Origin of the sequence: Cognataquiflexum aquatile, assembly GCF_003316845.1 — a bacterium.
Taxonomy (GTDB): Bacteria; Bacteroidota; Bacteroidia; order Cytophagales; family Cyclobacteriaceae; genus Cognataquiflexum; species Cognataquiflexum aquatile.
On sequence record NZ_QMIK01000004.1, the window covers coordinates 540,137 to 566,063 of the forward strand.

A 25,927-nucleotide genomic window follows, 5' to 3' on the forward strand; every position below is an offset into this window, starting at 1 on the left:
AACCTGACAGACGAGCGCTATATGGTTTCAAGGAGACCTCAGGGAATCAGGTTAGGACTTCCAAGGATGATATCTGCCGGTTTTGAATTCAGATTTTAAAAAAAAATAAAAAAATTTAAACAATAGTAATTGTCCTGTGTTTGTACTCTAAAGGCTTAAATAGCTTTTCTTCATAGTGCTGGGTTGAGCCGTTCCATTAATATGGGACGGTTCTTTTTTTTAAACCACAGGTAAAACCTCCTTTAGGATGCAAGCCAATAAAGATTGGATTTTTTAAGTCTTTGAATTTCCTTCTTTGTTTCTTTGTAGTCAAAATAGCGATGAAATGATTTTAGTAGGAAATGCCGTGATCAGTGATGATATCAAGGAACAGTTTTTTGTCTGTGATTTGGAAAAGTGTAAGGGTGCGTGCTGTGTGGAAGGTGACGCAGGGGCTCCTTTGGAAGATGAAGAGACAATTATTTTGGAAGAATTGTACCCCATTATCAAAGGATACATTACTGAAGAAGGAAGAGCTGCAACCGAATCCCAAGGTACTTGGGTCATTGACAAAGACGGCGACAAAGGTACACCGACCATCGGCGAAAACAGGGAATGTGCCTACGCCTTGTATGATGACCGGGGAATTCTGAAATGTGGTATCGAGCAGGCGTATTTGGATGGAAAAACCGATTTTAAAAAGCCGATCAGTTGCCATCTTTATCCTATCAGGATCAAGAAATATGACGAATTTGAAGCCCTAAATTACGACAGATGGGATATATGCAGCGCAGCATGTACCTTGGGTAGCAGTTTGGGAGTTCCGGTTTATAAATTTCTGAAAGATGCCCTGATCAGGAAATTTGGTCCTGAATGGTATGCTGAACTGGTCGCCGAAATAGAAGGCAATACCTAATTTGAAGGTTGAATAACCTTAAAACATTTGAAAATTGAAACCTTCTATTTACAATTTTATACCTTGATGTAGATTTTTTTCCTGTCCATCCAATATCCGATCAACCAAATCAAAATCATGTATGAGACGGCAAATAGTAGAGAAGCGGTTTTATCAGAAAGCCAACTTGTATAAGCAGCTTCATAGATGATACCTTTTAGGCTTTCACCTCCTATTTCAATGGAGTAGAATATGGTAATCACGACACCGGAAAGGACATAAAGGATCAATGGATTTCTGCCAAAAACTTCAAAAGGGTATGTCCAGTTTCTTTTTTTCCAGACTTCAATAACCATAATCAAAGTTCCTATCAGGAATAAATCAAGTCCTACAGTCAAGAGTACATAAGAACTTGTCCATAATTTTTTGTTGATTGGAAAAACCAAATCCCAAATCAGGCAAAGAACGATCAGAATCAATCCTCCAAAAAACAAGGATTTGACTGTTTTGATGTTATTCCCAATTTGTTGGATCAATTTTCCTGCAAAATAACCCGCAATGACATTGACTACAGAAGAAAAAGTACTTAACAATCCTTCAGGTTCGAAGGGGACTCCTTCTCCCATATAGAGATTCCGCTCCCCGATGAGCAAAAGATCGAGTTTTGACCCGAAATTGCCCAACATGGAGTAAGGGTCAGCAGGATCTCCAAAGAAATACAGGACCGCCCAATAGCCAAACAAGACGACGATACAATAAAGGATTGCCCCTTTTTTTCCAAAATAAAAAAGGATCAGGGAGGCAAAAAGATAACAAAGGGCTATTCTTTGAAGAACACCGAGAAGCCTTACCTCTGCCCAATTGATCATTACAATTTCCCCGGATTCATTGTATTCAAAGAAAGGAAAGGCATTTAATCCCCAACCAATAAGAAAAATCAGTGCTGCTCTTTTGAAAACCTTCTTCAAAAAAACACCCTGTTCCATTTTTTCCATTTTCTTCATACTGAAGCTCATGGCATTACCGACGACAAAAAGAAAAGTTGGAAAAACAAGGTCTGTAATAGTAAAACCATGCCAGTCGGCATGCGCAAAAGGCGCATAAAGATGGCTCCAACTTCCAGGAGTATTGACAACAACCATCAGAGCGAGGGTCAGTCCGCGCAGGACATCTAAAGCTAAATAGCGTTCCTGAATTGGAATACCAATCGGTGATGCAGTCATAGATTTTGGGTTTTGGGATTAATTATTCAATCAAAATAAACATAATGGATTTTTTTTAGAAAGTATTGATCCCTATCGAAAAAATAATTTAATATTGGATTTTCTTCTTAAGAAGGTGGATGTGGTCAGGCAGGTATTTTATAACTGAAGGATTGTAATTTTTACTCCAAATTTCTGGATTAAAATACTTGTTTTTAATTTAATAATAATTTAACTTCATGACTGTTAAGTTTTTACATGTTTTTTTCAATTAAATTATTTTAGCCATGATAGCCAATATAAAACCACCTCTTTTTCCAATTGTTGCTTATTTTACTTCTGATTTCAGTGATCCGATAATTACGGATATAGGGATGGTCGATGAAGATATTCCTGGATTTATAGACTCGAAAAGTAAAGAAATCAGTGATTTAGAAATGAAGATTAATGAATTTTGTCAGTCTTATGGGATTACTCCCGAAAGTATTTTTTACTTATTTGATGTTGGATTTTCAGTAGAGATAACGCAAGAAAAGATATTATCTCTCGAAAATGACGAATTTATTGGTTTTTTAGAAGATGATATCAAATTGCAAAGTGGCCCTTCAAGTACAAAAAGTAAGCCTAGGATGCAGGGAGGTAAACCCAGAATGCAGGGAAACAAGCCAAGAATGCAAGATGGAAACATTGTTTCATTTTTAGAACCTTATAATTCACAATTCAATACGAGCTGTGCTATTATCCTATCAGGCGGCCCGGTTTCTAACCAAGACTCTAGGAGGATTTGGGTTCTTGATACCGGTATTGATGGCAATCATCCTGACCTTAATTTAAACAGAATACATTCACGTTCTTTTCCCTCTTCTTTAGGAAACCCATTAGTAGATAATAATGGACATGGGACACATTGTGCCGGGATAGCTGCAGCTAGAAGCACAAATGGAAATATGTATGGAATGAATGGGATTTCAATGGGCGCTGAACTTATTTCTTTGAAAATTTTAAATGATTGTGGCATTGGAAAATACTCCTATTTGCTTCTTGCTTTAGATTATGTCATTGTAAATCGAAAGCAAGGTGATGTAGTTATGCTCTGTTTGGGAGGGTATGATCCCGAATTGAGTTTTGATACCGATAATCCTATCAGTAAGAGGATTACAATTTTATGTGAGATAAGAAAAGTCTTCGTTGCTATGTCGGCAGGCAATGATTACGGTGATGCGAACCTGAACTTCCCGGGTAGTTTTTCCTATCCAGCCAAAGCTGTTACTGTTGCGGCATTAGATTTCAACTGTCATTATGTGACCGGTTTTGCACCATATTCAAATTTTGGTACTTGTGCCAAATGGGCAGCACCAGGAAGCAACATATATTCAACATTACCCAACAATGATTATGGTTATATGTCAGGGACTTCTATGGCTTGTGCACTTGTGGCAGGGATTATCCATGCAAGAAACGATTTGCCCTCTTATCAAGAATATATTACTTATCAAGGACAGGACTATAAAATCCCTCACTTATAACAGATCGAAAGAGAAGAAACACCACTTTCGAGATTCTGGCGATTAATCTTTTTGGCATTTCTTTGCTTTGAATCGATTGTCTGGTTTTGATTATATATGAATTTAACAAATTCAGGATGGTCTTTAAAAACATCAAAAACAGGATTTTGGGACACAAAAATTACATCGACCCAATAATGTTGTTTTGCCGATTCTAGGGATTTGAGACAATTTTTGATATCTCCTTTTATGGCATAATATACAGCCTCATCAAAAAAATTATCTACATCTTGACTTCCTTGTTTAATTTTACTTTCCAAATAGACCCTACATCCGTCAACTAAAATTTCAGACTTGAATTTGTTTTCTTTAACAATACTTTCAAGGTATCCAAGATATATCACCATGCGATTAGTTCCACAATTGATTAAGGCTTGATCCGAAAGATATGCAAGATCAAAATTATAATAGGCGGATTCAAAATCGCGGCAAAAGAAATAAATCATTCCTGCTATTTCCCTTTTGCTTTTTTCTTCTTCTTTTAGATTTAAAATTTTCCCTGCTATTTCTTTAGCGGTTTGGATGTCATTTAATCCTATATAGGAATATGCCAATTGTTCATATGCTCCTATAGAGGGTTTTAATTTGATTGATTCCTCTAGCCAACAAACTGCATTCTGGTAATCTTTTAAAAGCCTATAATTCCAACCAACTGCTTGAAAAGAAATAAAACTTTGGGGGTTTAGTTTGGCCGATTGGTCCAAGTAAAAAAGCGAAGAATCTACCTTTCCCAATACCATTAGTGTGGAACCCATGTTGGCTAAGGCCCTATAATTATTACCATTAAATGAAATTGCTTTTTTAAAGTAATCAATGGCTTTTGAATATTCTACTTTATAATAACTGGCACTTCCCAATGATAGATGAGCATCCGAATAAGTATTGTCTAATTGAAGGGCTAGATTACTATAAAAAATACTTGAGTCAAGCCAAAAAAAATCTCCTTGGGAATAATAATGATTTTGAACGTAAGCATCTGCCAAACCCTGATAGGCCTCTTTGAATTTTGGAGATAGCTTCAGCGCTTTCCTAAACTGGTTGATTGCTTCTTGGTTTGCTGACGCTTCATATTTTTGGAATTTGTTTCTTCCTGTCAAATAAGCTCTATAAGCGTCTGTGTTTTCAGTCGGGTTTGAATTTAGGTTTTCTAATTCTGAGACACTCAATTTCACACCTAACAAATCTGAAATCTGTAAAATAATTTGCCTATTAAGTTCTAGAACGCTAAACATGTCATACCCAATTTCAAAATCCTCTGTCCATAACATTTCTTCTTTTTCACCATCAAACATCTTTAGGTTTACCTTTCTGGTATCTCCCTTTCCTATCGTATTTCCTACCACAAGATATTTTGCCCTTAGTTTATTGGAAATTGTTTTGATGGATAATTTTTTAACATCGAACTGCCTGGAGCTTACTGAATCGATCACTATAAATGAGGAAATTTTGGATAAGTCTGTAATTAAATTATCTGTGAGGTTCAAGTTTAATGAGTCATTGACTAAAGAACTCTCTTCATCAAAAAAAGGCAATACCGCAATGGATTTTTCAGGTTCTGCCATTAGCTTATTGATTGATGTTTGGTGATAAACCCCAAAGCCAATCAAAGCCAAGGTCAATAAAACCAATCCCCCGACCATAAACTTCTTCAACCTGCTTTCCAGCAATTTGAGCATTTCTCCCCGTTTTGGGATGACCAGTCCTTCGTTGGCTAAAGCAAAAACTTCAAGTGGTTCCTTAACATTTTTCAGTTTAAATTTTCCTAATGAAACAGATTTTAAGGAGGAGTTTTCATCAATGTCCTCGCGGATTTTCTGGGAAAAAAGCACCGATCCCGGTGAACCCAATGTCTGTAACCTGGAAGCGATATTGACCGCATCTCCAAAAACATCATGCCTATCTTCTAGGATTTCTCCAAAGTGGATCCCTATTCTCAAACTGAATTTTTTTGTTTTTTGGTAATATTGTTGGAGTTCTAAAGCCGCACCTAGTGCCTCTTTTCCTGATGGATATGAACTCAAAACGCCATCACCCATTTCTTTCACTAATTTGCCATGATATTTCTTGATAATATCCTGGTGAAGACGGACATTTTTTTTCACTAATTGATAGGCCAAATCTTCATTTTCACCCATCAAGGCAGTGTAACCGACTATGTCAGAAAACATAATTGCTGCGCAGGTACGTTTTGGCTCGTTTTTCATCTCTCAAAAAATCATTAATGCAAACGCTCTTTGGTTAGCTTGGTTTTGCAAATTTAAGCGTGTTCTTCAATTGGTTTTAATGACTGATAACAGGAAAGAATACTCCTTTTTTGGCTGGATTCAAAAACCAGAAAATTTTTGTTATATACTACATATCAATTTGTTGCATTAATTTAATAAATTAAAGTGGTATTTATTGCCTGTCATCAAGTTAATTGGATTTACAATCGAAAGTCCCACCCTTACCCAATCTGATATGTCATTTTCTTCCCCTTATTTAACCGGATTTCTTTTGGTCCTGATGTTTGCATTTTCTTGTCAATCTAAGTCAGTCGATTTCAATTCATCGGACATTAGTTTGTCTTGGCAACTTGAACAAAACCAAATCTCTCCTGAACAATTTCACCAGGCAAAATTCCTGCTTACCAATAACGGGGACCAACCTTTGAAACCGGATTGGGAAATCTTTTTCAATACAATTTTTCTATCGGTAAATCCTGATGTTTTGGATTCTTTGGTTTCAATAGAACACCTTTCGGGCGATTTTTTCAGGATCAAACCAAAAAACGGATTTCCTGTTTTGGAGAAAGGAGAGACTTATTCATTTTCCTATTCCTCTGATAATTTTTTGTTGAAAAACAGCCACACGCCTACAGGACTTTATATAGTTTTTGGCGATAGTGAAGAAGGCCATCCGATAGTGGATTTTACAGCCTCACGAATCGAAATTCAGGACCAATTGACCGCTGTTACAGGAAGTAATTTACCGATTCCTGATCCTGCTTTCCTTTTTGAAAGAAACAAAAACCTGAGCCTTTTGGATACAAAAAGCATTAGTCCCATCATTCCTACTCCAAAATTTTTCCAATGGGGAGAAGGTGTAATGACACTTTCAGACAATATTTCGATTTATGCTGATCCTGATTTTGAAACAGAAGCCAGACTCCTTAAAGAAAAACTTTCAATCTTTTTTAAAGGAAAAATTGAAGTATCATCCTCAAAAGATGCATCCATTTTAATCCTGAAAGATCCATCCAAAGTTTCTCCGGAAGCTTACGCCTTGAATATTGGTGAAAAAATAGAAATCAGCTCCAGCAATCCAAAAGGAGCTTTTTATGGAATCCAGTCTTTGTTGGCTATGCTGCCCTTGTCTTCTTTTACCTCTCCTTCGGATAAATTGGAGTTACCCAAGATATCAATTGAAGACGAACCGCGGTTTGAATACCGTGGTTTTTTCCTTGATGTTGCACGCAATTTCCAATCCAAAGAAGCCATCCTCAAAATCCTTGACCTCATGGCTTTTTACAAATTGAATGTGTTTCATTTCAATCTGGCCAACGACGAAGGTTGGAGAATTGAAATTCCCGGTTTGCCGGAGTTGACCGAAGTCGGCAGCAAGAGGGGCCATTCCAAAGATGAATCTCAATTCCTTTGGCCATATTATGCATCTGGTCCCGACAAAGATAAATCTCCGAATGGCACGGGATTTTATTCAACGGAGGATTTTAAGGAAATTTTAAGGTATGCAAAAGAACGCCATATCGAAGTAATTCCCGAAATCGGAGCTCCGGGCCATTCCCGTGCTGCCATTATTGCCATGAGAAAAAGATACCATGACAAGATGAAATCAGGTGATAAAGAGGGAGCTTTAGAATATCTTCTGGAAGATTTTGCTGATCAATCTGAATATCTATCCGCCCAAAATTTCAGAGGCAATACCATCTGTATCTGTCAGGAATCCGCATTCACTTTTTATGAGAAAGTGGTGGATGAGATTCTGGCAATGTATAAGGAGGCGGATGTTCCGATCCGCACATTCCATACAGGTGGGGATGAAGTACCCAAAGGAGCTTGGACCAATTCGCCGGTTTGCGAAAAATTCATTGCTGATACAGAAGGGATAAATACGAGAAATGACCTTCAGAATTATTTTTATAACCGAGTCAGCAAAATGTTTGAAGAAAGAGGAATCCAGACTGCAGGTTGGGAAGAAATCGGACAATTGGAAATACATGAAAACGGAAAGGAAGTCATCCGACCCAATCCCGTCTTTGCAAATAAAGGATTCAGGGCCTATGCCTGGAATGCAGTTGCAGGATGGGGTGGAGAAGATATGGCATACCAATTGGCCAATGCAGGCTATGAAGTCATCATCTGCAATTCGTCGAATTTCTATTTTGACCTTGCCTACATTATGGACCCGGATGAACCCGGGCATCAATGGTCCGGATTTGTGGATACAAAGACAGCTTGGAGAACGGTTCCTTTAAATAACTTTATTTCAAATGAAACCGATATGTATGGCAATCCTATTGATATCGAGACTCTGTCAAAGAATAAAGCCATGCTGACAGCAGAGGGAAGGGAAAATATCAAGGGTGTTTCGGGTCAATTGTGGTCAGAAACAGTCAAAGGTCAGGAAATGATGGAATATTACCTTTTACCAAAAATGTTGGGATATGTAGAAAGGGCATGGTCTCAGGATCCTGAATGGACAGTAATTGCTGACCCTGAAAAAAGGAAAATTGAGATGGAAAAAGCATGGAACAAGTTTGCCAATGCTCTAGGCCAAAAAGAAATCCCAAGGTTGGAATACCTTTTTGGAGGTTTTAACTACCGCTTGCCAAAAGTCGGTGCCATAGTCAGTGACGGTAAGCTTCATGCCAATGTTGAAAATCCCGGACTGACTATCCGATACACAGAAGATGGCAGTGATCCTGATGTCAATTCAAAAGTTTATGCAGGCCCAATTCCATTCAAAGGTCAGATGAAGCTTCGAGCTTTTTCAACATCAGAAAATGGCGGGAGTATTTCAGAGATCAAATGAATGATACGACAATTCTGAATTTGGATTTTCATACTTCAAATCCTGAGCATAAGTCACTCCTGAATTATTGTTACAGAAGCGTCTCAATTTATCTTTAAATGGAAAGGTTTTTAAGCCTACCTTTATCAAAAAAAACTATTTAACATGGATTTTTCTTCTTTGGGACTTTCGCTTAGCTTGCTTGATGCCATCAAGAAGGCAAAATATGAAAGCCCATACCCGATTCAGATCGAAGCCATTCCTGCCATTTTGAAAGGAAAAGATATCCTCGGTATTGCTCCGACCGGATCCGGGAAAACAGCTGCTTATGTGTTACCTATTTTGCAGCAATTACAAGAGACTGAATATATCAAAACACGGAATATCCCTGTTTTGATTTTGGTCCCTACGAGAGAATTGGCCACGCAGGTGGAGGAAGTGATCAAAGTGTTCAGCAATTTTTTACCACGAAAAGTGAAAACGCTTGCGGTGTTTGGCGGAGTTTCTGTCAATCCACAGATGATGAATATCTATGGAACAGAAGTCGTCGTCGCCACACCTGGGAGGTTGTTGGATTTGGTGGATAAAAATTCCATTTCCCTATCCAGTCTCAAAGTGTTGGTTTTGGATGAGGCGGATAAGATTTTGAATCTAGGATTCAAAGAAGAAGTGGACGAGATTCTTTCAAAATTGCCCAAAAAGAGGCAAAACATTCTATTTTCAGCCACTATGGAAGAAACGGTGGAGGAACTCATCAACCGGATCCTGCATAATCCTGAGAAGATTTCTGTGGAAGTCGAGGGGATTGCTCCTGAACTGATCTCCCAAACAGCTTATCTAGTCCCGATGGAATACAAAGGACCACTCTTGCGCCACCTGATCAAATCAGGCAATTGGAATCAGGTGTTGGTATTTACTTCTTCGATCCGAACCGCAGATAATGTCGCCGGGAAGCTCAATAAAAACGGAATCGAGGCTGTGTCTTTTCACGGAGATAAAAGCCAAGGCGCGAGGACCGATGCTTTGACCAAATTCAAGAATGGGAAACTCAGGGTTCTTGTCGCAACGGATTTGGCTTCCAGAGGAATCGATATCAAATTTTTGCCTGTAGTGGTGAATTATGAATTGCCAAGGTCCCCAAAAGATTATATCCACAGGATAGGAAGGACAGGGCGTGCAGGCGCGGAAGGCGAAGCCATTTCCCTGATTTCAGAAGAAGAGGAGCATCACTTTAAAGTCATTCAGAAAAAAATGGGCAGAAAGGTTGAAATGATAGATTCCTTGAATTTGGATTTTAAGAGGTGATTTTTTTGTTGGAAGTAGGAAGGTTGGTAATTATCTGTACTTAAGTTTGTCAACAATGCTTTTATCAAATTGATTTATTGGGGATTATCAAACGAACATATCCCTTTTCTAACCGGAGGGTTTCTTTTGGAAATGGGGACCATTTTGTATATCCCCGAAACACATTGACTTCAAACTCTAATTCAACGATACTATATTTTTCAGATGTAGTTGTTTTCTTTACTCTACAATAAGAATCAGCATGACTTTCAGAGGCCAATTGGGATGGAAAAGCTCTAAACTCCGCATCATAAGAATTAAACCACCCTCCATCTTCAGTAGAATGTGAAATTATGACACCGTCTTCATCATAATGCCTATCGAAATCCAAAACAAAATCATATTCCGACTTCCTATATAGGTGTAGCGGATCATTTGTAACTAATAATGAAAGATTACCTTTTCTCAGCGCTTTCGAATCTCTGTGAAACTTTTCCGCTATTCCAAATTTTGTATTAAATCTAAAAGAACTATAAGATTTTGGATACCAATCCCAATAGAATCCTAATAAAACTGAGTCGGGGTGATAATATTCAGGATTCTCTCGGGAATGGATAGAAGCGTTCATTACTCTCGAAGTACTTTGTGTAAGAGAATAATGGATACCATCAATATAGTAAGAAATAGAATCCATCGGTGGTCTTAATGACTCTAGAAAATCCTCTTCTACAGCGGTGTCTATTGTTGAGCAAAAGGAGAAGATAAAAACTATCAATATTAAACAAAGTTGAGATAGGTACTTCATATAGGTAATATGTATATGGATGACTAAGAAATCTCAACAATATTAAACTAAATAAGTATATGATTTAAATTTCACCTGATAAAAAATCTCATTTCTTTTCAAAATATCAACAAGATGTTGGTTATGAATCATTTAAGGTTAATTTTTTCCAAAAAAAATCACTTCAAAATCTTCATTAGACCTTTTCAAATCTAAAATCTTCAATCTAAAATCACCCCCCTCCATGTATCACCTGATGGATAAACCTCAGTTTTTCCTTCACATTCAGGTTGATCACAAAAGGATATAAATCCTGCAAACCCATGCTTCTGTTGATGCTGTTCATCATAAATGAAAGCGGAAGCCAATGGTCAAAAATAGTATCAAAATCTTTACAGTAATAGGCATTTTCTGCGATTTGGGCAGATTTGACTGTCATGCTTTCATGGACTTTGGGATTGATGGACAAGCCGTAGAAATAGGCTGTTTCCAAAGTATCCACAATATGCATGTAATGTGCCCAAGTCTCCGCCCAACTTTCCCATGGATGCATGGTAGCGTAGGCACTGATGAAATTTTGGTTCCAATCCAATGGTGCGCCGTGTTTATAATATTGGTTGAGCGCCTCTTGGTAACTGTAGGTTTCATCTCCAAAGTTGGCCCTAAATGTATCTAGCCTATCTGTTCCCCAGATCAACCTTTCCCAATAATAATGGCCGATCTCATGTCTGAAATGGCCGAGAACCGTCCTATAAACTTCCTCCATGTTGTTTCTTGCCATTTCCCTTTCTACATCATCAGCCTCGGCAATATTCATCGTGATGAGTCCATTTGCATGTCCGGTCATTACCCTGAGTCCATCGGGCATCGTGGAATCAGACTTAAAGTTAAATGCAAGACCTTTTTCATAATCCCTCGCTTTGGATATAATGGGTAAATCCCATCTCAGCAAAGCATATATCAATCTGTGCTTGGCAGATTCAATTTTTTTCCACCTGTCGTAATATTCTTTTTTTGTGATGTCCGGGATGATCCGGTTGAGAGAACAGGCAATACAATATTGCTCACTTTCTTCATCAGAAATTATCCAATTGCACACATCAAGGGCTTGGTTTTTGCAAAAATGATATCCTTTTCCTGTGGTTGTCTCCGTGAATTTTTGATCAGGATTTAACCGGAGAGATACCATCTTGAGATTTTTGGAATCAAATCCTAAATAATTGTGGCATTTCAGACAAACAGTATTGTCAAAATAAACGGAATGTCCGCAATTGTCACATTGAAAAATTTGCATGGTGTGTTGGCAAAGAAGTTGTTTTTAATTCGAAAAAGGAATGATTGAATTTAACTCAATTCAACTTAAAAAGTAAATTTTAATTTATTTGAAAATAGATTTTTATCCGAATGTAAATTCCCCAAACTGAAAGTTTACAACCCCTTAATTTTTCCCTTATACTTGCCAATCAACTTTTCATTGTGTTCTTCCCCCTCATCGGAATTAGAGCTGCTGAAAATTTCCGGGACGATCCCTCTTTGAATCAGGTTTTCGGCAGCCTGAACCATGATACTTTGCAAAATCACCGCACCTGAGGAGGTGGAAGTGGCTCCGACCTTAAAATCCAAACCTTCCAATGCCACCGAAGCGTCACCGATCTCTCCGCCATTGTCAAAATACAAGTCAGCGATTTCAAAAAGCCGTTTGCCGGAAGGATGTCGTGAATTGACTGATTGGGTATGTTTCAGGTTGGTGATGACGATGACTTTGGCTCCTTTTTCCTTTGCTATCATTGCCATCTCTATGCTGACAGTATTACGTCCGGAGTTAGAGGAAATGATAAAAACATCTTTTTCCGAAAGGGGAAATTCCTCCAAAAGCGTTGCTGCATATCCTTCTTGCCTTTCCACTTCGGTACTGAAGGAAGCATCTTTGTGGAGCATCAGTGCCTCATCCAAAATAGCTACTACCCGCGCAAAACCTCCGGCCCGATAGAAAATCTCCTCGGCAAAAATATGGGAATGTCCTGTGCCGCTCGTATAGATAAATCCTTCATTTGCCAGGCAATCGGCGACCCAATCAGCTGCCTGTTCGATTTTTTCTTTTTGGCCAAAGACGATCTTTAGCTTGGATTGAACCTGCTCAAAATACCGTTGATAAGCTTTCATATCAATTGATCAGAATTTCATCAACGAATACCCAACCTTTGCCACCCGCTCCCGGGTGCCATTTTGGTAAAGGATTGACTGGAGTGAGTTTTGCTTTTATGGCCAAAATACCATTTTGGTTGATTTTGGATTCATACATCTGAAGCAGCCTGTCGCGGTTTCCTGTGGGTTGTTCTGGTTTTTGTGTATCCACCAACTTCCAATCTGCGTTTTGTGTTTTGATCCAAACTTCCACCTTGGAAGGAGGGAAAATGTGAGATCCCTCAGCTGCCAAGGTGCTGAAAGCAACATTTTGAATATTTTGTGGGGATTTGAAATCCATTTGGATTTCAAAAGGAGTATCTTGAAAGCCCAACCACTTTCCTGTACCAAAGTCTTCATCTCCTTTTTCAAGGTCAAATAAAGTCAAAGCACCCGACCCTTTATATGACTTATTGGGTTCAAAGGCAAGTTTGTAACTGTCAGGCTGAATTTTTGACCTGAAAAAAACAGCTTGTTTTTCTGTACTTCCAAGCCATCCCTCAGCAAAAGCCCTTGCCCGCAAGGTGGTGTTTTTGTCTAAACTTATTGGACCTGAATACACCTGATGGTTGCTGCTGTCAGGCAAAGTATTGTCGAGGGTGTAGAAAATTTTCACAGAACCGATAGGATGCTTGAGCGTCACGTCTATTTTGTCTGTGAAAATTGACTTTTTAAATTCAATTTGAGGAGCATTCAATTGATATAAAGTGCCATTATCCTGAAATCCTCCTTCGATTTTTGTATTCGGCAAGTTGGTTTTTAAGGCGGCGATGGCATCAGCGTTTTTATTGGTCCATGCATAGAGATTTTCCAGCTGTTTGAAATCTTTAAGGCTTTCAAATGCTACTTCAGATAGGGGATTGCCGCTGAGGGAAAGGTGCTTCAGGTTTTTGAGATTTTTCAGTTCTCCCAAAGTGCTTCCCTCGATGCCTGTGAAATTCAGGTTAAGGATTTCAAGATTGGGGTAATCTGAAAGTTTTTTAATGTCCTCATCCTTTAGAGGCATGTTTTGAAAACTCAGTTCTACGACCTGTTCTTTGACTTTTTTTAGGTCATCAATTGTGTTGGGATCAAACTGGTTTTTTCCAAAAAATGTAACCCTTAGACCCGGAGAATCAGGATAAGTAGCCACGACTTTTCTATAATCATTGTTCAGACCGGCAATGGTTTTGGCACTTGCTGCTTCAAAGGAATAAGATTTAGAATCTTGGGAGGTAAACTTTTCTTTAGCCAAAGCAAAGAACTCACTTTCAGGATTGTATGCCGTCAGTTTTTTGTCAAAATGAGCGGAATCCAAAATCCAGCTTTGGATCAATGCAAGTTCTGTATCGGTCAATTGCGGCTTTCCCTTGGGAGGCATATGAAATTCTTCCTCCAAAGGAATTAGGATATGGACAAGAATCTGGGAATTTTCAAGATCTTCCAAATCCACAGCAGGACCCATTTCGCCGCCTTTCAGGATGTATTCGACCTCATCCATTCTTAGCTCACCTTTGACTTTTCCGGCTTTATGGCAACTGATACATTTTTGTTGCAGGATGGGTTTGATGACATGGTCGTAGGCCAGGGCTTCCTCGAAACTTACTTGCGGAACATCAATTTCGCTTTGCAATGGTTCAAAAAGAAAATCCTCTCCATGTGTCAGGGATGCGCCAAAATGACCCGTAGCCAATACCAAGCCCAAAACAACTACTGAAAATCCTTTGGCTATCGATAGTTTGTCTTTCACCCAAAACCAGTACCATAAAGTCCCTAACCAAAACACAAGCAATCCTGTCCATTGGTGGTTTTCAAAATCCTCTTTGACATAGCCGTCTTCCACACTGAGAAAAAGCCCCGCCAAAACAGTGACTCCTGTAAAGAAAAGTGCAGAAAGCAACAACCATTTCATGGCAACCTTAGAATTGACTCCCAAGGAATCAGGAAACCAAAACAGCAAAGCTGCCAAAAACAACATCACAATGGGGAAATGGAGCAAAAGCGGGTGCATCCTGCCGACAACTTCCAAAAAAGCCGGCAATTGGATATTGTCTTGTCCAATGACAAGAATAAGAACCAATCCGTGAAGGACAATCAGTGAATTTTCAAGAATCGTAAAGATCTTTTGGCTTTTGGGCATACTGCTAAAACTGTTAAACCAAAATATCTTTTACTACTTTACCGTGTACATCGGTCAACCTGTACCTTCTTCCCAAGTGTTTGTATGTTAGCCTTTCATGATCTATCCCCATCAGATGCAGGATAGTGGCTTGGAAATCATGGACATGAACCGGATTTTCTACAATGTTGTATCCAAACTCATCTGTCTCTCCATAGACCATTCCTGACTTGACACCACCTCCGGCCATCCAAATGGAAAACGCCCTCGGATGGTGGTCACGGCCATAGTTGTCCACTTGGATTTTGCCCTGACAGTAGTTTGTTCTTCCAAATTCCCCACCCCAAATCACAAGCGTTTCATCCAATAAGCCTCTTTGCTTCAGGTCTGTGATCAGCGCTGCTGAAGCCTGATCCACATCCTTTGCCTGACCGACCATTTGATTAGGCAGGTTGTCATGGGCATCCCATCCCTGATGGTAGAGCTGTACAAAGCGGACTCCGTTTTCAGAAAGTTTTCTAGCCAAAAGGCAGTTGGCAGCGTAAGTTCCCGGTATCAAGCAGTCCGGACCATAAAGTTTGATGATGCTGTCAGGTTCTGACTTGATATCAGTGACTTCCGGTACAGCAGTCTGCATGCGGAAGGCCATTTCGTATTGTTGGACTTTGGCTTGGATTTCGGGATCACCAAAAGTCTCATAATTCATATTGTTCAGTTCGGCCAACTTATCCAACATTCTTCTTCTGTCTTCTCTGTTCATCCCTTTGGGATCTTTGAGGTAGAGAACGGGATCTTCACTAGCGGAAAATTGAACTCCCTGATGGACGGAATCCAAAAATCCATTGGTCCACAGTTTGGAATATACTCCCTGTCCGTTTCCTTTTCCCCGGCTCAAAAGCACACAAAAGGAGGGTAGGTTGCTGTTTTCACTTCCAAGTCCATAACTCAGCCAAGCTCCCATACTTGGGCGGTTTCCCACTTGGGCACCTGTCTGGAAGAATGTCAAGGCAGGATCATGGTTGATGGCTTCGGTATGCATGGACTTGATGATGCATATGTCATCCACAACTTTGGCCGTATGGGGAAATGCTTCAGAAATCCAGGCTCTGGATTCCCCATATTGGTTGAATTTGAAGAAAGAACCTACTAGCGGAAAAGAGCTTTGTCCGGCTGTCATGCCTGTCAATCTTTGACCTGCCCGGATGGAGTCGGGTAGTTCCTGTCCGATCTGTTGGTTTAGCAATGGCTTGTAATCAAATGTCTCCAACTGAGACGGCGCACCGTTTTGAAAAAGGTAAATCACTCTTTTTGCCTTCGGAGCAAAATGAGGCAAAGCTTCCATCAAGGCATCTTCACCACTTTTGCCTTTGAACAAATCAGGAATCAATAGACTTCCCAAAGCAATACTGCCCAAACCCAAACTGACCTTTGAAAGAAACTTTCTCCTGTTCTCGTTTAATCCGTGTTCAAATTGTTCTTTTTCCATCTCAAATTTTGGTTATTGCTTCTTCAAGGTTATACATCGCCAGGATTACCTGCATCATGGCAGCGGTGTTTGGGGCTATTTTTTCCTCTTGGATCGGGTATTCACCCACTCTGAATAAATCATCAGCGGAAGCCTGATCTTTGCTGAATCGTGACAATTCTTCTTCGAAATATCCGGAAAGAATGTCCAATTCCTTTGAATTTGGTGCTCTACATAGGATTCTCTTGAAAGCCTCTTCTATGGCTGTTTCCGGCTCGGATTCTTTTTCGGTCAACTGACTTGCCAAAACCCGTGAAGCTTCCATCACCAAGGGATCATTCATCATGACCAATGCCTGAAGCGGTGTGTTGGTCCTTCCTCTGTTGACTTCACATTGGTCTCTGTTTGACCCATCAAATATGATAGGCATCGGAGGTGGGGAAGTGAGCTTGATAAATGTGTAAAGGCCTCTTCTGTAAAGCTTTTCTCCTTTGTCCTGTTTGTAGGTTTTAAGTTCTCCTCGACCGGATGTGGCTGCTTCCCAAAGCCCTTCAGGCTGATAAGGCTTCACGCTAGGTCCACCTATTTCAGGTACAAGTAGGCCCGAACTCGCCAAAACCAAATCCCTTATATTCTCAGCAGGCAATCTCAATCTAGGTGACCTAGCCAGATAAATATTGTCAGGATCTGTATTCAAATGCTTCTTGGTAACCTTCGAAGACTGCATGTACGTTGCCGAAGTCATTATTTTTTTGAGCAGGCGCTTTACATCCCAATCATTTTCCATGAAATCAACAGCAAGCCAATCCAAGAGCTCGGGATGGGAGGGAAGATCTCCCTGCATGCCAAAATCACCCGTAGACTTGACAATGCCCACGCCGAAGATCTCCTGCCACATCAGATTGACAAAAACCCTCGCAGTAAGCGGGTTGTTTTTGTCAACTGTCCACTGTGCAAGTCCAAGTCTGTTTTTGGGCAGATCATCAGGAAAAGAGAAAATACTTTCAGGCGTATTTGGAGTGACAGGCGTGGTCCGTGCGTCGTATAAACCACGGTTTAGAATATAGGTTGTCCTTAAGGTATCCAATTCATCCATTACGGAGACCATCAGTTTACTGGTATCCTGATGGTTGATAAATGTGAGGAGTTCGTTGATATCTTCTCTTTCTATCCAAAGAATCGGGGTTTTGGCTGGTTTGGATTGGGAGACGTCACCTTCATATCCTTTTTCTGGAGTATTGTTAAAAAAGGCAAACATCTCATAGAAGTTTTTCTGCGAAATGGGATCGTATTTATGGTCGTGACATTGCGCGCATTCCATGGTGATTCCGAGGATTCCCTTGCTGAATGTGTTGGACTTGTCCAGGACATATTCGACCCTGTATTCCTCAGGAATGACACCTCCTTCTTCTGTGTATTTATGATTTCTGTTGAAAGCCGTCGCTAAAATCTGTTCTTTGGTTGCATTTGGAAGCATATCACCTGCCAACTGCCACGTGATGAATTGGTCATAGGGAAGGTTTTTATTGAAGGCATGGATGACCCAATCCCTATATGGCCATTGGGTTCGGATATTGTCATCCTGGTAGCCATAGGAATCCGAATACCTGGAGATATCCATCCAAAGAACAGCCATTTTCTCCCCAAATGTGGGCAGGTTCATGATTTTATCAACAGCTTTTTCGTAAGCTTCAGGACTGTCGTCTTTTTCAAAGGCATTGATCATTTCAGGGGTCGGAGGCAGACCTGTCAGGTCAAGGCTTACCCTTTTCAGTAATTCGTGCTTTTCTGCCTGATCATTTGGATCCAAGCCCAATTTGTTCATTTTGGCCAAAGTGAAATAGTCTATTTCATTTCTAGGCCATTCTTTGTCTTTGATTTTGGGTAATTCGGCTTTTTTGGGACTTACAAAGGCCCAATGCGGTTCATACTGCGCCCCTTGTTCAATCCATCTTTTGATCAGGTCAATCTCACTTTCGGTCAGAGAAAGATTTGACTCAGGAGGAGGCATCAGTTCGTTGGGATCGGTGCTGACTATCCGATGGTAAAGTTCGGAACCGTTGAGGTCATTGGGAATGATGGCAAATTTTCCGGGGCTTTCTTTCAAGGCTGCATAGGCGGTCTCAGGAAGATCCAATCTCAAACCTGCTTCTTGCTTGTTGGCATCAGGTCCATGACAGGCAAAGCACTTGTCTGAAAGTATCGGTCGGATATGGAAATTATAACTTAGTTGCTCACCTTCACCAAAGCTGACTTCGGGAGAATTGCTTGGTTTACAAGCTACAAAAAGGTAGAGAAGCAGAAAGAGAAAGGGACTGAAGTACTTCATGGTTATCTTTGGCATTATTCTATTCGGGTCAGTAATTTCGTAAAAAAATTAATAAACTTCAATTTCTTATTCTAAATTTTTATAAATAGACAGAATAAATAAATTAAATGGATATCAGAATTGCGGCTTTAAATAAGCTTTCTCTAATATCCTGATTTTTCTCTGATTTTTTGTTCCCTGTTTAAATTCTATCTTTAGCCCAAGAACAAATTTTTAAACATGAGTGAATTATCGGCCATTCCAATGAAAAGTTGGGTACAGATTCCAAAAGATTCAGATTTCAGCATTTATAACCTGCCATTTGGGATATTTCAGACCAAGAGGATTTCTCCGAGGGCAGGCATTGCTATTGGAGACAAGATTGTGGACTTGGCAGTCTTGCACGAGGAAGGTTTTTTTTCCGACATGACGCAAATGTCTCACGGGGTTTTCCAAAAAGACACATTAAATGACTTCATTGCTTTGGGTAAGTCCACTACCAAAAGGGTCAGGGAAAAGGTACAGGAACTGCTCAAAGAAGAAAACGGAGCACTGCGCGACCATCAAAGTCGGGGAAAAGCCATCGTAAGTAGGAGTGAAGCACAGATGTTGCTTCCTGTCAAAATCGGAGATTATACCGATTTCTATAGCAGCCTCGAGCATGCGACCAATGTAGGAAAGATGTTTCGAGATCCTGAAAATGCGCTTTTACCCAATTGGAAACACCTGCCCGTTGGATACCACGGAAGAGCGTCTTCTATAGTGCCTTCCGGTACGCCTATCATCAGACCCAAAGGTCAGTTCAAAGATCCGGACATGGAGAAACCTGAATTTGGGCCAAGCAAAAGATTGGATTTTGAATTGGAAATGGCTTTTGTCATCGGTAAACCCACCAAAATGGGCGACAGTGTCAGCACTGAAGATGCCGAGGATTACATCTTTGGTATGGTGCTGTTTAATGATTGGTCGGCACGGGATATTCAAGCTTGGGAATATGTGCCTTTGGGCCCTTTCCTTGGTAAAAATTTCGCATCAAGCATTTCTCCTTGGATCGTGACTTTGGAGGCATTGGAAACCTTCAGGGTTGCAGGACCAAAGCAGGAACCGGAAGTGTTGCCTTATCTTCAATATAAAACTGACCATGCTTTTGATATCAAACTTGAAGTTTTGATCCAACCTGAGGGACTCAAAGCCACCAAGGTCTGTACTTCCAATTTCAAGTACATGTATTGGAATATCTCCCAACAGCTTGCCCACCATACTATCAACGGCTGTAATATCAATGTCGGAGACATGATGGCATCGGGAACTATCTCGGGCCCAACCGAAGACAGCTTTGGTTCCATGCTTGAACTTTCATGGAAAGGAACAAAACCGGTATTATTGGAAGAAGGAGGCGAACGAAAATTTATCCAAGACGGAGATTCCGTCATCATGAAAGGCTATGCCGAAAAAAATGGAACCCGGATTGGTTTTGGGGAAGTGGAGGGAAAAGTTTTGCCGGCGAAGTGAAAAAATAGGATTTCTTGATATTTAGTAATTAAGCCTCCTGATTAATCGGGAGGCTTTTCACCTTATGTTATTCATGATTGATTATTAAAACTTCATTTCATCCCCTCATATTAAATATTATTTTTGCACCGCATATCTTTTAAAACCTATTTGAGATGAATCATATCAATCCCACCACCACACAAGCTTGGTCCAAACTCCAAAAATTGGCTGATGCCAATAAGGATACCCATATCAAAAATCTATTTGCTGATAATTCCCGCTTCGAAAAATTCTCCATCAACCTTGAAGATATCTTGGTGGACTATTCCAAAAACCGTTTCGACGATAACATATTTTCTGAATGGCTTGAGCTTGCCAAAGAAACAAGCCTGAAAGAAGCCATCGAAGCGATGTACTTAGGGGAAAAAATCAACGGAACCGAAGGCCGGGCCGTATTGCATACCGCATTGCGGAACCGTTCCAATTCCCCCGTCTATTTTGAAGGAAAGGATGTGATGCCTGACATCAATGCTGTATTGGCACAGATGAAAGGTTTTGCAGACCAGATTTCGAGTGGAAAATGGTTGGGATATACTGGAAAGCCAATCAAATCCCTTGTCAACATCGGAATCGGTGGCTCGGATTTGGGTCCTGTGATGGTGACTGAAGCTTTGAAACCTTACCAAAACCCCAACTTGGAGATTTTCTTTGTTTCCAATGTGGACGGAACACACATCGCGGAGACTTTGAAGAAAGTGGACGCAGAGACGACATTGTTTTTTATCGCATCCAAAACTTTCACCACTCAGGAAACCATGACCAATGCCCATTCAGCGAGGAATTGGTTTTTGGAACATGCCAAATCTGAAAGTGCAGTTGCCAAGCATTTTGTGGCCTTGTCCACCAATGCCAAAGAAGTCACCGAATTTGGAATCGACCCACAAAATATGTTTGCTTTTTGGGATTGGGTAGGGGGAAGGTATTCCCTTTGGTCTGCTATCGGTTTGCCCATAGCCTGCGCGATTGGTTTTGATAATTTCGAGAAATTGCTTGCCGGTGCACACAGCATGGACCTGCATTTTAGAAATGCTGATTTTGACAAGAACATTCCGGTGATCTTGGCTTTGATCGGATTGTGGAATACCAATTTCTTGGGTGCGACTTCTGAAGCAATCCTGCCTTATGACCAATACATGCACCGATTTGCCGCATATTTCCAACAGGGAAATATGGAATCCAACGGAAAATATGTGACTCGGGATGGCCAAAAGGTCAATTACAGCACGGGACCGGTTATTTGGGGAGAACCGGGAACCAACGGCCAACACGCTTTTTACCAGCTAATCCATCAGGGAACTCATTTGATTCCCTGTGATTTTATCGCTCCGGCGATTTCCCATAATCCGATTTCGGACCACCATGTAAAGTTGCTCTCCAATTTCTTTGCGCAGACTGAGGCCCTGATGAATGGGAAGACCCTTGAGGAAGTAACTGCCGAAATGACCAAAGCAGGAAAACCGGAAGCGGAAATTGCCAAAATCGCTCCTCACAGGGTTTTTGAAGGAAACCGTCCTACCAATTCTATTTTGGTAAAACAGCTTACTCCATACACTTTGGGACAATTGGTGGCAATGTACGAGCACAAGATTTTTGTACAGGGAGTGATTTGGAATATTTACAGCTTTGACCAGTGGGGCGTGGAGTTGGGGAAAGTTTTGGCCAATGCCATCCTTCCCGAACTGGTTAGTGAAAATAAAGTAAGCAGTCATGATGCATCCACAAACGGATTGATCAATGCTTATAAAGAAATGAGAGGGTAGGGAAAAAGTAAGAAGTTTGAAGTGAGAAGGATCAGACCATCGAGTTTTTTTTGAACCTCGATGGTCTTTTTGTTTTAGGGTAATTTTTTCAAAAAGTTTCATTTATATCCTGTTTGTTCCCCTCCACATCCCTATCAATCCCAAGGTCGGACCAAGTCCCAAAACCGGAAATAAATAGATGGGATCAATTTGGATGGAAAGGAAGTTGAGGAGCTGAATGCTGATGATCGTGATGCCAAAGCCGACACTGTTGACGATTGTCAGGGAGGTTCCTCGTGTTGCCTCAGGTGCATTTTGGGCGACCATAGTCGAAAACATCGGTGAATCCGCCGTGACCGCCAATCCCCAAACCATCAAAAATACCAACAGCACTTCCTGAGAATCTTGAAAAATAAGCAAGGGAGAAATAAAGCAACAGATCCCTGATATGGCAAGGGCAAAGGAGGCTATTGCTTTTGGAGTGAATTTCCCTGACAATATTCCCGCAACACTGCACGATACTGCCCCGACAGCGATAATCGTAAACGACCAAAATGCAGCATCCAATTCCAATTCATGGATTGTATTATAATATTGAAGGATGAAGGGCAAAAAAGCCCAAAAAGCGTAAAGCTCCCACATATGGCCAAAATAGCCGTAGGCTGCGGACCGGATGGGTTTTGTATGAAAAACCTTAAAGAAAGAAGTGAAATCAAAACCATGGCTTTTCTTTCTATAGGGTCCGTTTGGTACGAGGGCAACGATCGTAAACCCACCTATCAAAGCCAAAACTGAAGTGGCGTCGATTACATTTCTCCAGGGAAGCTGATCCAAAAAGCTCCTTACCAGATGGGGAAAAGCTGTACCCAAAACCAAAGCCCCAATCAAAAACCCCAAAGATTTGCCAAGACCTTTTTGAAAATAATCCGAGGCTATTTTCATCCCTACCGGATAAATCCCAGCAAGAAAAAAACCGGTTCCAAATCTGAAAAGCAGAATTTCCAAGGCACTGATATCCTCGATCCGGATAGCAAAGTTAAATGCTGAGGCTACCACCGAACTCCAAAAAAACACCCAAGATGGGGAGAATTTGTCTGCGACAGTCAGAATGGAGAATACCAAAGTACCTGCGATAAATCCAAACTGCACTGCACTTGTCAGATGTCCAAGGTATTCTGGGGCAAGTTGGATTTCCTTTGCGAGATCGGGTAATACCGCATTTCCTGCAAACCAAAGCGACGTACTCAAAAACTGTGAGAGGACAATCAGCGGCAGGATTTTTTTCATCTACAAGTATAGACTTCTTTTCAAGAAAATCACTTTCCTTTCATCACTTCTGAGTCCCAAGCCTGATCGTTGAGCGTAAACTGACGGTTGAGCTCTGAGGAAAGCAAAGCTTCCTGCATTTCTATTGTTCTCCTCACAGAAGAGATGTATTCTTTTTGGTCATGTTTTACTTTGACCAATTCTTTTAAAGCTGCTTCATCATATTTGATAAAGTTTTGGGCCAATCGGTGAACCGTATGTGCCCTAAATCCCAATTTGACCAATACATCTTTGCCCAACCTAACAGAACTGTCGAGGTGTTCTCTGTAAATATTGGGTACTTCCATCTCTAGGAGTTCGTAGGCATCGCCACGGTTTTTTGCCCTCACCATCAATTCAAGGTTGGGAAAATGTTTTTTGACTGTCTCGACCAAGAGGTAATTGGTTTCAGGATTGTCAATGGCAGAAATTAGGATTTTGGCTTCATGTGCCCCGGCGGATTCCAACAAGTCCGCCCTCGTGGCATCTCAATAATAGACTTTAAATCCCATCTTTCTCAGCAAGTCTACCCTGTCAGAATCACTGTCCAAAATTGTAGCTTGGATGCCGTTTGCTCTAAGAAATCGTCCTATAGTACTTCCAAAATGTGAAAATCCTGCAATAATCACCCCGTTTTTTTCATTGACTTCGTCCGCTTCTTTTTCTGTTTTTTCCAAAGTCCCCACTCTTGGCAGGATCAGTTTTTCATTCAATAAAATCAATAAAGGGGTAATGGTCATGCTGATGGCAGTGATAGCCATGAGCATTTCGGTGGTGGGCTTGTCCAAAATTTGCAGCTGACTGGCAAATGAATAGGTCACAAAAGAAAACTCTCCCACCTGACTCAGGCCTATCGAAAATATAAGGTTTTGGTCCAAACTGAGTTTCGCGTATTTCCCGATTCCAAGCAAAATAAGGGTTTTGAGCAAAAGGATTCCCAATGTAATGGAAATGACCATCCCGGCATTTTCTCCGATTAAACCAAAATTGATAGAAGCACCGACAGCGATGAAAAATAGCCCAAGGAGTAATCCTTTGAATGGATCCAAATCACTTTCCAGTTCATGCTTGAATTCTGAATTGGCCAAAACCACCCCGGCCAAGAATGTGCCCAAAGCAGGACTCAATCCTACCAATTCCATCAGAAAGGCAATGCCTACCACGATCAACAAGGCGCAGGCGACGAACAATTCCCTCAGCCTTGTCTTTGCAATAATCCGCAGGAGTGGCACAAAAGCGTACCTTCCCAACAAAACCACCAAGCCCACTGCTCCGATTACGAATAATGTCTGAATCCACCCGGCAAACTGCTCAATAGGGCTGCCATGATGCTCTCCAGAAAGTGATTCACCGGCAACGACCAACAACGGAATAATCGCCAACATCGGAATCACTGCAATGTCCTGCATCAGAAGAACCGCGAAGGAGTTTTTTCCTGCTGTGGAATCCAATTGGTTTTTTTCTTTCAGAGATTGTAAAACTATCGCAGTGGAGGAAAGTGAAAGCGACATGGAAACTGCCAACGAAACTTGCCATGAAAATCCAAAACCAACCATGATCCCAAAAAAAGCTACTGTCGTGAGCAAAACCTGCGACAATCCGATTCTTGTGATCATGGCGCGCATTTGCCATAGTTTGGCAGGCTCCAATTCCAGACCTATAAGGAAAAGCATCATCACCACACCAAATTCCGCAAAGTGCATGATGTCTTCTCCTTCCTCTCCAATAAACTCAAGGGCATAAGGTCCGATGATGATTCCTGCCAATAAATAACCCAACACCGATCCCATTCCCAATTTCTTGGCTATGGGAACACAGATAATGGCTGCTGCCAAATAGATGATTGCTTGAAACAAAAAACTGTCTTCCATGGCTTATATACTAAGTTGGTTCAAACTGTCAAGTGATGTTAATTCTTTTGATATTTCCTCCGAATCCCGAAGAAAGGTGACCAATCTTCGGTATGCTTCTGCAGCAGATTTCAAATCCTCAACTTTGATTTTATGGGTTCCATTGACCTGAAAGGGAGGAAGGTAAGTCATATTGCAAAGTTTGGCTGTCTGATAGAAAGGCAGGAAAAATTCCTTTAAAGTATGCCCATGTCTGCCTTCTTTGGAATAAGCATCTTTTGCGCCGCCCGAACTCACCGCATTGAAGATGTATTTTCCCTTTAGAAAAATTCCTCCCGGACCATAAGCCCATCCAAACTCCAATACCAAATCAATCCATTGCTTGAGTAGGGGCGGGGCTGAATACCAATACACAGGATGTTGCCAAATGATGATTTCAGCCATGACCAAGGCTTCCTGTTCAGTCTGAACATCTATATTGAAATCAGGATAAAGTTCATAAAGGTCCCTGATTTCGACATTTTCCAAGTCTTTGACGGAGTCAGCTAAGACTTGGTTGATGGCAGAGTGTTCGTATTTTGGATGCGCTAATAAGATCAGTACTTTTTTCATAAATACTCCTGATGTATACCCGAATTACAATTTGAAATAAACACAATATCAATCTATATCTTAATATCAAATAACCTGATATACGCTTCTTTG

Annotated in this window: 17 protein-coding genes and 2 pseudogenes; 6 read left to right on the forward strand and 13 right to left on the reverse strand. The window is 40.7% G+C overall.

Translation table 11 applies throughout. The features are described 5' to 3' along the window. The first annotated feature begins 325 nt into the window (after positions 1 to 325). Positions 326 to 895, forward strand: a complete 570-nt coding sequence (locus tag DQW11_RS13875) for a DUF3109 family protein (RefSeq protein WP_113924660.1) — start codon at positions 326 to 328, stop codon at positions 893 to 895. A 56-nt stretch (positions 896 to 951) separates the two neighbouring features. Here the strand turns inward: DQW11_RS13875 and DQW11_RS13880 are convergent, their stop codons facing one another. Next, positions 952 to 2,097, reverse strand: a complete 1,146-nt coding sequence (locus DQW11_RS13880; RefSeq protein WP_113924661.1) for an acyltransferase family protein — start codon at positions 2,095 to 2,097, stop codon at positions 952 to 954. Between the two features lie 266 nt (positions 2,098 to 2,363). Between DQW11_RS13880 and DQW11_RS13885 the strand changes: the two genes are divergently transcribed. Beyond that, positions 2,364 to 3,602, forward strand: coding sequence for a S8 family peptidase (locus DQW11_RS13885; RefSeq protein ID WP_113924662.1), 1,239 nt, complete (start codon positions 2,364 to 2,366; stop codon positions 3,600 to 3,602). On the opposite strand, the gene DQW11_RS13890 is transcribed toward DQW11_RS13885, so the two are convergent. Both DQW11_RS13890 and DQW11_RS22655 read right to left on the reverse strand, forming a co-directional pair. Continuing rightward, positions 3,593 to 5,317 carry a tetratricopeptide repeat protein gene (locus tag DQW11_RS13890; RefSeq protein ID WP_232826750.1) on the reverse strand — a complete coding sequence of 575 codons (1,725 nt, stop codon included), beginning with the start codon at positions 5,315 to 5,317 and terminating at the stop codon, positions 3,593 to 3,595. The genes DQW11_RS13885 and DQW11_RS13890 overlap by 10 nt on opposite strands. 48 nt (positions 5,318 to 5,365) lie before the next feature. Then, positions 5,366 to 5,845 (reverse strand): annotated as a pseudogene (locus DQW11_RS22655) (adenylate/guanylate cyclase domain-containing protein); the annotation flags it as partial. A gap of 256 nt (positions 5,846 to 6,101) precedes the next feature. On the opposite strand from DQW11_RS22655, the gene DQW11_RS13895 reads away from it, so the two are divergent. Beyond that, the gene (locus DQW11_RS13895; protein WP_113924932.1) at positions 6,102 to 8,672 is read left to right on the forward strand and encodes a family 20 glycosylhydrolase; all 2,571 of its coding nucleotides are present in this window, start codon (positions 6,102 to 6,104) and stop codon (positions 8,670 to 8,672) included. A gap of 144 nt (positions 8,673 to 8,816) precedes the next feature. Beyond that, positions 8,817 to 9,956: a DEAD/DEAH box helicase gene (locus DQW11_RS13900; RefSeq protein ID WP_113924664.1), complete on the forward strand. Its 1,140-nt coding sequence runs from the start codon at positions 8,817 to 8,819 to the stop codon at positions 9,954 to 9,956. 64 nt (positions 9,957 to 10,020) lie between these two features. Here the strand turns inward: DQW11_RS13900 and DQW11_RS13905 are convergent, their stop codons facing one another. The 6 genes from DQW11_RS13905 to DQW11_RS13930 all read right to left on the reverse strand — a co-directional run bounded on the left by DQW11_RS13905 (position 10,021) and on the right by DQW11_RS13930 (position 18,795). Next, the gene (locus DQW11_RS13905) at positions 10,021 to 10,740 is read right to left on the reverse strand and encodes a hypothetical protein (RefSeq protein ID WP_113924665.1); all 720 of its coding nucleotides are present in this window, start codon (positions 10,738 to 10,740) and stop codon (positions 10,021 to 10,023) included. 211 nt (positions 10,741 to 10,951) lie between these two features. Then, positions 10,952 to 12,013: a zinc-binding metallopeptidase family protein gene (locus DQW11_RS13910; protein WP_113924666.1), complete on the reverse strand. Its 1,062-nt coding sequence runs from the start codon at positions 12,011 to 12,013 to the stop codon at positions 10,952 to 10,954. Positions 12,014 to 12,147: 134 nt separating this feature from the next. Further along, positions 12,148 to 12,882, reverse strand: coding sequence for a sugar isomerase domain-containing protein (locus DQW11_RS13915; RefSeq protein WP_113924667.1), 735 nt, complete (start codon positions 12,880 to 12,882; stop codon positions 12,148 to 12,150). 1 nt (position 12,883) lies between these two features. Further along, complete coding sequence (locus DQW11_RS13920) at positions 12,884 to 15,022, reverse strand: chitobiase/beta-hexosaminidase C-terminal domain-containing protein (RefSeq protein ID WP_113924668.1); 2,139 nt, start codon at positions 15,020 to 15,022, stop codon at positions 12,884 to 12,886. A gap of 13 nt (positions 15,023 to 15,035) precedes the next feature. After that, positions 15,036 to 16,487, reverse strand: a complete 1,452-nt coding sequence (locus DQW11_RS13925; protein ID WP_113924669.1) for a DUF1501 domain-containing protein — start codon at positions 16,485 to 16,487, stop codon at positions 15,036 to 15,038. Position 16,488: 1 nt separating this feature from the next. After that, positions 16,489 to 18,795: a PSD1 and planctomycete cytochrome C domain-containing protein gene (locus DQW11_RS13930; RefSeq protein WP_113924933.1), complete on the reverse strand. Its 2,307-nt coding sequence runs from the start codon at positions 18,793 to 18,795 to the stop codon at positions 16,489 to 16,491. A gap of 243 nt (positions 18,796 to 19,038) precedes the next feature. On the opposite strand from DQW11_RS13930, the gene fahA reads away from it, so the two are divergent. Further along, on the forward strand, positions 19,039 to 20,286 hold the full coding sequence (fahA, locus tag DQW11_RS13935; RefSeq protein WP_113924934.1) for a fumarylacetoacetase: 1,248 nt from the start codon (positions 19,039 to 19,041) through the stop codon (positions 20,284 to 20,286). Between the two features lie 155 nt (positions 20,287 to 20,441). Continuing rightward, positions 20,442 to 22,088, forward strand: coding sequence for a glucose-6-phosphate isomerase (gene pgi, locus DQW11_RS13940; protein WP_113924670.1), 1,647 nt, complete (start codon positions 20,442 to 20,444; stop codon positions 22,086 to 22,088). 102 nt (positions 22,089 to 22,190) lie between these two features. On the opposite strand, the gene DQW11_RS13945 is transcribed toward pgi, so the two are convergent. The 4 genes and pseudogenes from DQW11_RS13945 to kefF form a co-directional block, all read right to left on the reverse strand. After that, on the reverse strand, positions 22,191 to 23,354 hold the full coding sequence (locus DQW11_RS13945) for an MFS transporter (protein ID WP_113924671.1): 1,164 nt from the start codon (positions 23,352 to 23,354) through the stop codon (positions 22,191 to 22,193). Between the two features lie 29 nt (positions 23,355 to 23,383). Continuing rightward, positions 23,384 to 23,848 (reverse strand): annotated as a pseudogene (locus tag DQW11_RS22585) (NAD-binding protein); the annotation flags it as partial. A 12-nt stretch (positions 23,849 to 23,860) separates the two neighbouring features. Next, the gene (locus DQW11_RS13950; RefSeq protein WP_317047891.1) at positions 23,861 to 25,243 is read right to left on the reverse strand and encodes a monovalent cation:proton antiporter-2 (CPA2) family protein; all 1,383 of its coding nucleotides are present in this window, start codon (positions 25,241 to 25,243) and stop codon (positions 23,861 to 23,863) included. 3 nt (positions 25,244 to 25,246) lie between these two features. Then, on the reverse strand, positions 25,247 to 25,834 hold the full coding sequence (gene kefF / locus DQW11_RS13955) for a glutathione-regulated potassium-efflux system oxidoreductase KefF (protein WP_113924672.1): 588 nt from the start codon (positions 25,832 to 25,834) through the stop codon (positions 25,247 to 25,249). Positions 25,835 to 25,927: the final 93 nt, after the last annotated feature.